Raw genomic sequence first — 7,331 nt, 5'->3', positions numbered from 1 at the left:
CCGGCGGCATTCAACACCACATACAGAAAATACTCGGACTGGAAGCGCTTCGCCTTGAACCATTCGTTCTGGGTCAGCGCCACCGGGCCGGACCCGGCACGGGCTTTGACTTCGATGTACCGTTTTTGACCCTCCGGCGAGGTGGAACGTATGTCGAAGCCGAGGTCTTCTTTTGAAACGTCTTCCGGCATCCACCCGCGAGCGCGCTCATACTCCATGGCGACTTGAACACCGATTCTTTCGATCTCGGCATCCGATGCCAAGTCGGCGGCGAAGGGCGCCGGCACAACGCGCGCTGCGCCGAGGAAGCGCGGTGTGGAAAGAGTCAGTTGGCATTCCTGCTTGAGCGTTATGCTTAATTCTTTGTAGGCATGTTCGTAACGCTCCTTTTGTTCTCTCTTGTTGTGCATAACAAGATCCACATTCTCACCTTTTTCTTTGCGGATCTGCAGGTGTATCAGGTCTCCGTCAAGTTTTAAAATAAGATATTCAAGCGATTTCAAACCGTATTTTTCCTTAATGGCGGCTTGCCGTTTGCGCTCCTCCATCAGCTCATGGCGATAGGCTTCCAGTTCCGGCAAAAGGACGGTTAAGGCGCGGCCTTTCGATGCATCCACCTCCTCTGCAGGCAAATAGGTTGATGCCTCGCCCCCCTCGGACAAATCCCACAATATGGCCGGATTGACCGGCTCGATTACGCCCCGTTTTCGGTCGGCAAACAGAGCAAACAGGCGCGTGCCGGCAATTTCGTTTTTACCGTCGCGTATTTCACCTTGATAAAAAAGCAGGATACCGTCGCGAAGCCCGTCGGGGTCGGTAAATACCGCCCCTTCCTTCAGCGCAATATCCAAATGTCGCTCCACCCACACCATAACGGCTTCGAAGAGCGGGTCGCCGAAGGTGACCAGTTCTGCCTGCGGAACGCGCATGGCTGCTTCTTTATCAAAGGTAATGAGCGGGTAGCGTCGTACAAGCGCGCCGAACTGTCTCTTGAACCATTCTTCTTCCGCAATCTGCCGTAAAGCCGATGGGACACTTTCCAAAACGAGAAAGGTTCCACGGGGGTATTCAGCAACCTTGCGTTCCAGCCGGCGTCCGCCGAGCTCCTCCAGCGCCCGTATGAAGAAGGCTTCGGTATATTCCGGGATGAGACGATGTTCACGCGCCTGCTCGGCCATTTCGCGGATGCGGGTATAGTCAATATACCGTGTGGCCAGGCTCTCTCCCAGATTCTGTCGCACGCGGTCGATATATTCGGCATCCACCTTGATTTCTATTTCCTCAAGGATTTCATCCAGGCTGCGCGCGTTGGCGGCGGCTTCCACCAGCAACTGCGAAAGATTTTTGCCGGTGATGATGTCGCCCAACACATCAAAAACCTTATCACTGCCGAGCGCCTGTTGAATTTCCTCGAGTTTGCGGAACAGGGCGTTCAGAACGCTGCCCTCGCGCGTGTCGCAGGCCACAAGGTTAAAAATGAACACTTCCTTGGTCTGCCCGTAGCGATGAATGCGGCCCATGCGCTGTTCCAAACGGTTCGGATTCCAGGGAATGTCATAGTTGATCATCAAATGGCAGAATTGCAGGTTGATGCCTTCACCCGCCGCCTCGGTCGCCACCAGGATTTGCGCTTCGTTCTTGAAAACGGCCTCGGCTTTGATTCGTTCTTCCAACTCCATTCCGCCGTGGATCGTGCAGACACTGTATCCCCAGCGGCGCAAGTTTCTTTCCAGGTATTCAAGGGTATCACGCGATTCGGTAAATACCAAGATTTTCTCGCCTGGGTATTGCCGCTTGAGCTCTTCCAGCGCGGCGCGGAAATGTCGCAGTTTAACTTCTGCGGGCGGCTCTGTATCCACAATAGCTTTTGCCTGCTCGACTAATTTCTCAAGCGTATGCAATTCCTCTTCCAATTCTTCTCGGTTTTCGGCAACGCTGAGCGTCTCCCAGACCTCTTCCTGTTTCCATCGTTCTTCCTCGCTCATGTCTTCGACTTCATCGAAATCATATCCAAAGCTGAATTGATGGCGCTGTTGAGCCTCATGGAGCAAGCTTTCCAGCCGGTGCTTTCGTCGTTCGAGCGACTTGAGCAACGCATACGTACTGGAGGCCAAGCGACGCTGCAGGATGACCAGAGCAAAAGCTATGTTGCGGCGCTTGTCTTTATTAAGCGCGAGGCCGTATTGTTCATTTACGTAACGCGAAAGCGCGTTATACAATTCTTTCTCTGCTGCGCTTTCGACACCAAGGTTGAAGGTTTTCGTCTCGACATGTCGCGGCAGGAACAGCGGCTTGCCGTCAAAATCTTTCAAATCCTCTTTTAGCCGGCGAATAAAAAGCGGATTTTCGGCTTTGCGAATAGAGTCGGAAACCATTTCTGTTGTGGCAAAAAAGCCGGGCTCCAGTAAGTCGAGAAATAAACGAAAATTTTCGGCATCACCGCGATGAGGCGTAGCGGTCAAAAACAGCAAATGAGTTGTGATTTCTGAAAGTCTTTCGCCTAATCGATAGCGGATAGTCTTGTCCAGCTTTTCCCCATAACGAGTCGCGGACATCTTGTGAGCTTCGTCCACGATAATCAAATCAAACGGTACCGAAGCAATGCCGGGCAAAACGTCATCCTGTTTGGCAAAATCAATCGAAGTAATTAATTGCTGTTCACGTTGCCAGACGCTTTGCCCATAAAAGGCACCTATGACATCGCGATCTACGACTACAAAATTCTCTTCGAAGCGGTCTTTCATTTCCCGCCGCCATTGGTCTTTGAGATGCCCGGGAGCGACAATCAAAATTCGCCTGATGAGATTGCGCAGTTTCAATTCTTTTATGATCAGCCCCGCCATAATGGTTTTGCCTGCGCCCGGATCATCAGCAATCAGAAAGCGAATGCGCGGCAGCCGCAAGACATACCCATAAACAGCTTCGATTTGGTGGGGGAGGGGATCCACTTTTGAGGTGTTCATCGCCAATAGAGGATCATATAATGACGCAAATCGATATCGGTATGCTTCCAAGGCAAGGAAAAAATGCCTCGGATTTGCTGAAAATAAAGGTTTGATTTCCCCTGCGGCAATCTGCATTACTTGTGATTTGGGCAACATTTGATCGATGTGCTCGCGCGATTTGGTCAGCACACCAACGATGCGTACATAATCACCGATCTCTTCAACCTGTGAAACTTCGACCGGCTCCGGCCAATAGGTTCCTTGTATGATGCTCCCTGGAGTAATTTGCATAACGTTATTCTTCATCTATTTTGTTTTTGCCTACATAATAACCCGTATGATGCATTAGGGTCATGTCTTTTTACTACCTTAGCTTTCTGGTGATGATAATCTAATAGGATTTTGCATTTTCTATATTGCATATCGCGCGTTGAAATAATGCACTTTTCATCTCGAGTGCGGCGTTTTGAAAGCGATTCCGTCGCGGTGTCCTTTAAGACTTGCATATATACTCAAATAGATCGCGAGCTAAAGAACAATCTTTCATTGCCAGGTTCGAAAACTGAAATATCTACAAGAATACTCTTGTCCAAAGTTTCAGACTTTTTCTCAATTAGTGCTTTTTAAAGTTTGTAGTTTTACAACCCCCTATTTCTCGATTACCACCGGACTGCCTTCACGCTTGATTCGCAGCACGCCGCCTTTGGTGCAGCTTTGCCATCGCCAACCCTCTTGATCAGATGAACGGACCTGCTGCAGCAGCCGACCGGCTGCCGTAACCCGGCGCGGCTTGACGGTAAGGCGGAGCACCTCGCATCCTTGGTCGTCAAAAGTTTTGTAAAAAATCTTTTTGGGTTGGTAAGTAATCTTTTGAACCGCTGATGTGGATCTCAGCAGGTGATCTCCGTCGGGCGCCCATTCGGGAACAGCAGCCAGGCCCTCCATGAAATGGCGGATATAATCCCCGTAGCCGTCCGACCACCACGAGCTCGGCCAGTACGGCCCCACGGACACGACGCCGTTCTCGTGACACATATAGGTGGCCAAATTGAAAAATAGTTCCGCTTGATCCTTGTACCACGGATCACCGGTGCGCTCGTACCACAGCGCACAAATGGAAGCGTAGCGCGCCGTATGGCTGCCCATGGGTTCGTAACACCAGGTCTGCTCTTTGATGGCATCCAGCCCTTCGGTTGCAAACGCCGAAGCGACCCAGCGGATCAGCGCCGGCACGTTCTTTTCTAAATCAGGATCAAGATGCGGATGCTTGATCAGGTACCGCGCCGTCTCCAGCGGCGTGATCTGCACGCGGTTGCTGCGGTCCGGGTCATTGGGGATGTCCTCGAAATAGGCGTTCCAGATGTAGGTTTTCATCGGCCCGTTGATCGAGTAGAGCCACTGCCAGGCCAAATCGCGGGCTCGTTGATAGGCGGCCGCCTGTTCCGGCGTGAGCCGGAGACGATCGCGCAGCCGCAGCAGTTCGTCGAACAGGCGGATCGGCTCGATGACGTTGGAGCAGTACTCCGAGATGACCGCGCCGGTGCGGGCGTTGACGCGGAACGGCCAGGGCGATTGATCCGTTTTGGAGGGCGCAAACTGCCGAGAGGGCGGCAGCACGTCGCGCACGTGCGTGGCCAGCGCATCGGCGCAATGGAGCGCCGCATCTAAAAAGCGCTGTTCCTCGGTCACTTTGTAGAAATTGAGATAGGCGACGCCGAGCTCGCCGACTTTGTCCGGCTCGATGCCGTGCAGGCCGTCGCCGCGCATGCCGTCGGTTTCCCAGCGCGTCGCGCCCTGATACTCGACCACGAACGGATCGGCGCTCGCGTACGGCACGTTCGGCCAGGGCCAGTCGGCGGGCGTGGTGCCGTGCTGCAGCTGAAAGTCGAGCATTTCGCGCACCAAAGGAATGTACGACTCGTCGCCGGAATAGACGCGCCAATCGAGCACCAGGCCCTGCACCAATCCGGCCCACACGCAGGCCGGGTTGTGCATCCAGTCCTCAGGGATGATTTCATGGGAATTTTGCCGCGTTTCCTGGTGAAAACAGCAGGTGATAAAGTACATTTTTACGCCCAACGGGTCATACACCGGCACGCTGTCGCGGATAAACTCGGACGCCAGTTTGGCGACGTGCGCATAAGCGGCGCCCGGCACGTGCGGCTGGTACCACGGCAGCAGGCGGCCGTCGGCGGCGCGCTGTACCGGATGCCCGAGGATGGAATCCGGCAAGGCAGGCTTGGACAGCGCCGAGGCGCCTGCGATGAAAAAGATCATCCCTAAAGGGCTGAGCACTCGCTTCATAAACGACCTCGTTGTTAGTCTATCGTTCGACCCTAATCTCACAATTTTACGGTGACGTTGATGCCTTCGACTTTTTCTTCCAATGATGGAAGGGTCAGCAGTCGAGCCGCTTCGTCAAAACGCCAGGTATCGTCCGCCCGACCGTCAATGGTCACAGCAGTCGGCGCCTTTTCCAAATGAATCTGCAAAAGAAAACGACGCTCTTTCGGTTTGCCCTCATAGTCGCCCTGCCGTGCCGGAATGTTCACGCGTACCTCGGTGCCGGCTGCTTCGCAAGTGATGTTTGTGCGGCTGAACGCTCCCTTTTCGTAAGCGTACGTTTTGCCGTCGTCTTCGTAAAGCGAAAAACTGCTGCGTTCGTGCGGAAAGATTTCCAAAATAATTTCTTTTATCGTATTCGGTTCGATGTAATCCACTTCCGGCCATTGCGGCAGAATGGCGCCCGCTTTGACAAAGAGTGCGCCGCCGCGGTTTTCCGGAATCATATAGTCAATATCCACCGGGCCTTGATAGGTTTTGCCGGTCCAATAGTCAATCCAATTTCCTTGCGGCAAATGGACCCGATTGCTAAATGCCGAAACCAGCAAGTAATCACCGAACATATATTGGTTCAACAGCTCATCGCTTTTGGGGTCATTCGGAAAAACCAGCGGCATGGCGCGCATCACCGGCATGCCGGTGAGGTGGCCGTTAAACGCCGTGGAATAGATGTATGGAATGAGACGATAGCGCAGCTTGTCATAATAAACAAACATTTTATATTGCTTTTGCCCAAGGCGCCACGGATGGCTGATTTCAAACCAGCCGTTCACCAACGCCCAAGTTTGGAAAAATCCGAAATGAATGCCGGCAGGCGTCGTGACTTCCATATCGCAGCTGGTGTTGATATGACCGGACATACCGTGATTGAGCATGGAAATCAACGGACCGGGACCGCCGCCGGTGTCGCCCGCCCAGGTCGGTGCCCAGCGCTGCAACCCCGCATAACCGGCGCAGACAAATGTCGCGGAACGTCGGCCGCCGGTGTGTTCGCGAAATCCTTCATGATATTGCTGCGCCAAGAGGGTTTGATAGAGGTTATGCATCTCTTCATCGGTCATGCCGTTGCCGTATAGGCGGTCCGGATGTTCGTTGATGCCGAAAGCCGGATCCTGCTTAAAGGCTGCCACGCCGAAATCCACAAACCGTTTCAAATGCTGAAACCACGGCTCATCCGGTTTGGTCAAATTGTCCAGATGCCAAGGTTCATGTCCGTGCACCGGATATTTGAGCGATTCAACCTCGAAAGGTGCCGTTGCGGTCGATTTCGCGGGGGAGGTCTCCGCCTTGAGAGCGCGGCGTTCTGCTTCGTAGCTGATGTCGTAATTGCAGGCAATCCACAACTCCAAGTCGAATCCCATGCGGTTCAAGGCGCCGATAAAGGTCACCTCGCGGTGATCTTTTGCCTCGCCCCAGGAAGGCATGAAAAAACGATCCGGATGCCAGTCCTTGGTTGTGCTTAAATCATAGTTTTTCTCCATCCATCCGGGTTCCAAGCCGAGCCAATCGCAGGGGATGCGCAGACTGCGGAATTGTTCTGCCGTGCGCAGCAGATCGTACTGATCGACTTTGTAGTGCTCGATATACATCAGACCGTAGCTTTTCATCGGCAGCAGGGTCGGTTTGCCGGTGATCTCGGTGTAAAGATTGAGAATTTCGGCGTAATCTTTTCCGGCCATCAGATAAAAGTCAAGATCGCCTTGAGGCCCCCAAATGGTCATCACATCTTTTTTCGAGCGGCCGATGTCCCAGTAATGCCGCCAAGTTGTATTGACGAACAAGCCGTAGTTCCGGCTGCTCATGACGAACGGCGACGGGGCGTAGGCAGGGCCGTAAGTCGCCCACATTTGCACGGCTTTGCCCCGGCGCTGAATGCAGTCGCGAGACACGTCGCCGAGTCCGTAGATACGCTCATCCTTTGCCAAATTGAGATGCACGCCGAACGAACCCCATTGATTATCAGGAAGAGGTGTACCGGAGGATAATATTTTCTCCGAAGCATCTTTAAGGGTAAAAGCGCCGTCCTTCTTATTGATGATGAGA

3 protein-coding genes are annotated in these 7,331 nt (G+C 53.2%); all 3 read right to left on the bottom strand.

Going from position 1 to position 7,331, the window contains the following annotated elements; all coding sequences use genetic code 11:
• On the bottom strand, window positions 1-3,251 hold a 3,251-nt coding region (locus tag ONB24_13685), incomplete at its 3' end, for a helicase-related protein (GenBank protein ID MDZ7317164.1).
• 342 nt (window positions 3,252-3,593) lie between these two features.
• Window positions 3,594-5,249, bottom strand: coding sequence for a hypothetical protein (locus tag ONB24_13680; GenBank protein MDZ7317163.1), 1,656 nt, complete (start codon window positions 5,247-5,249; stop codon window positions 3,594-3,596).
• Window positions 5,250-5,287: 38 nt separating this feature from the next.
• Window positions 5,288-7,331 (bottom strand): DUF5110 domain-containing protein (locus ONB24_13675; protein ID MDZ7317162.1); only part of this gene is annotated, 2,044 nt, incomplete at its 5' end.

The organism is candidate division KSB1 bacterium (genome assembly GCA_034505495.1).
GTDB lineage: Bacteria > Zhuqueibacterota > Zhuqueibacteria > Residuimicrobiales > Krinioviventaceae > Fontimicrobium_A.
The sequence above is the reverse complement of the archived record's forward strand: the minus strand, read 5'-3'. Positions and strand labels throughout refer to the sequence as shown.

What these genes read in the sequence shown, in the direction of transcription:
- ONB24_13680 (MDZ7317163.1), bottom strand. Translation starts at nt 5,249, where the DNA reads ATGAAGCGAGTGCTCAGCCCTTTAGGGATGATCTTTTTCATCGCAGGC.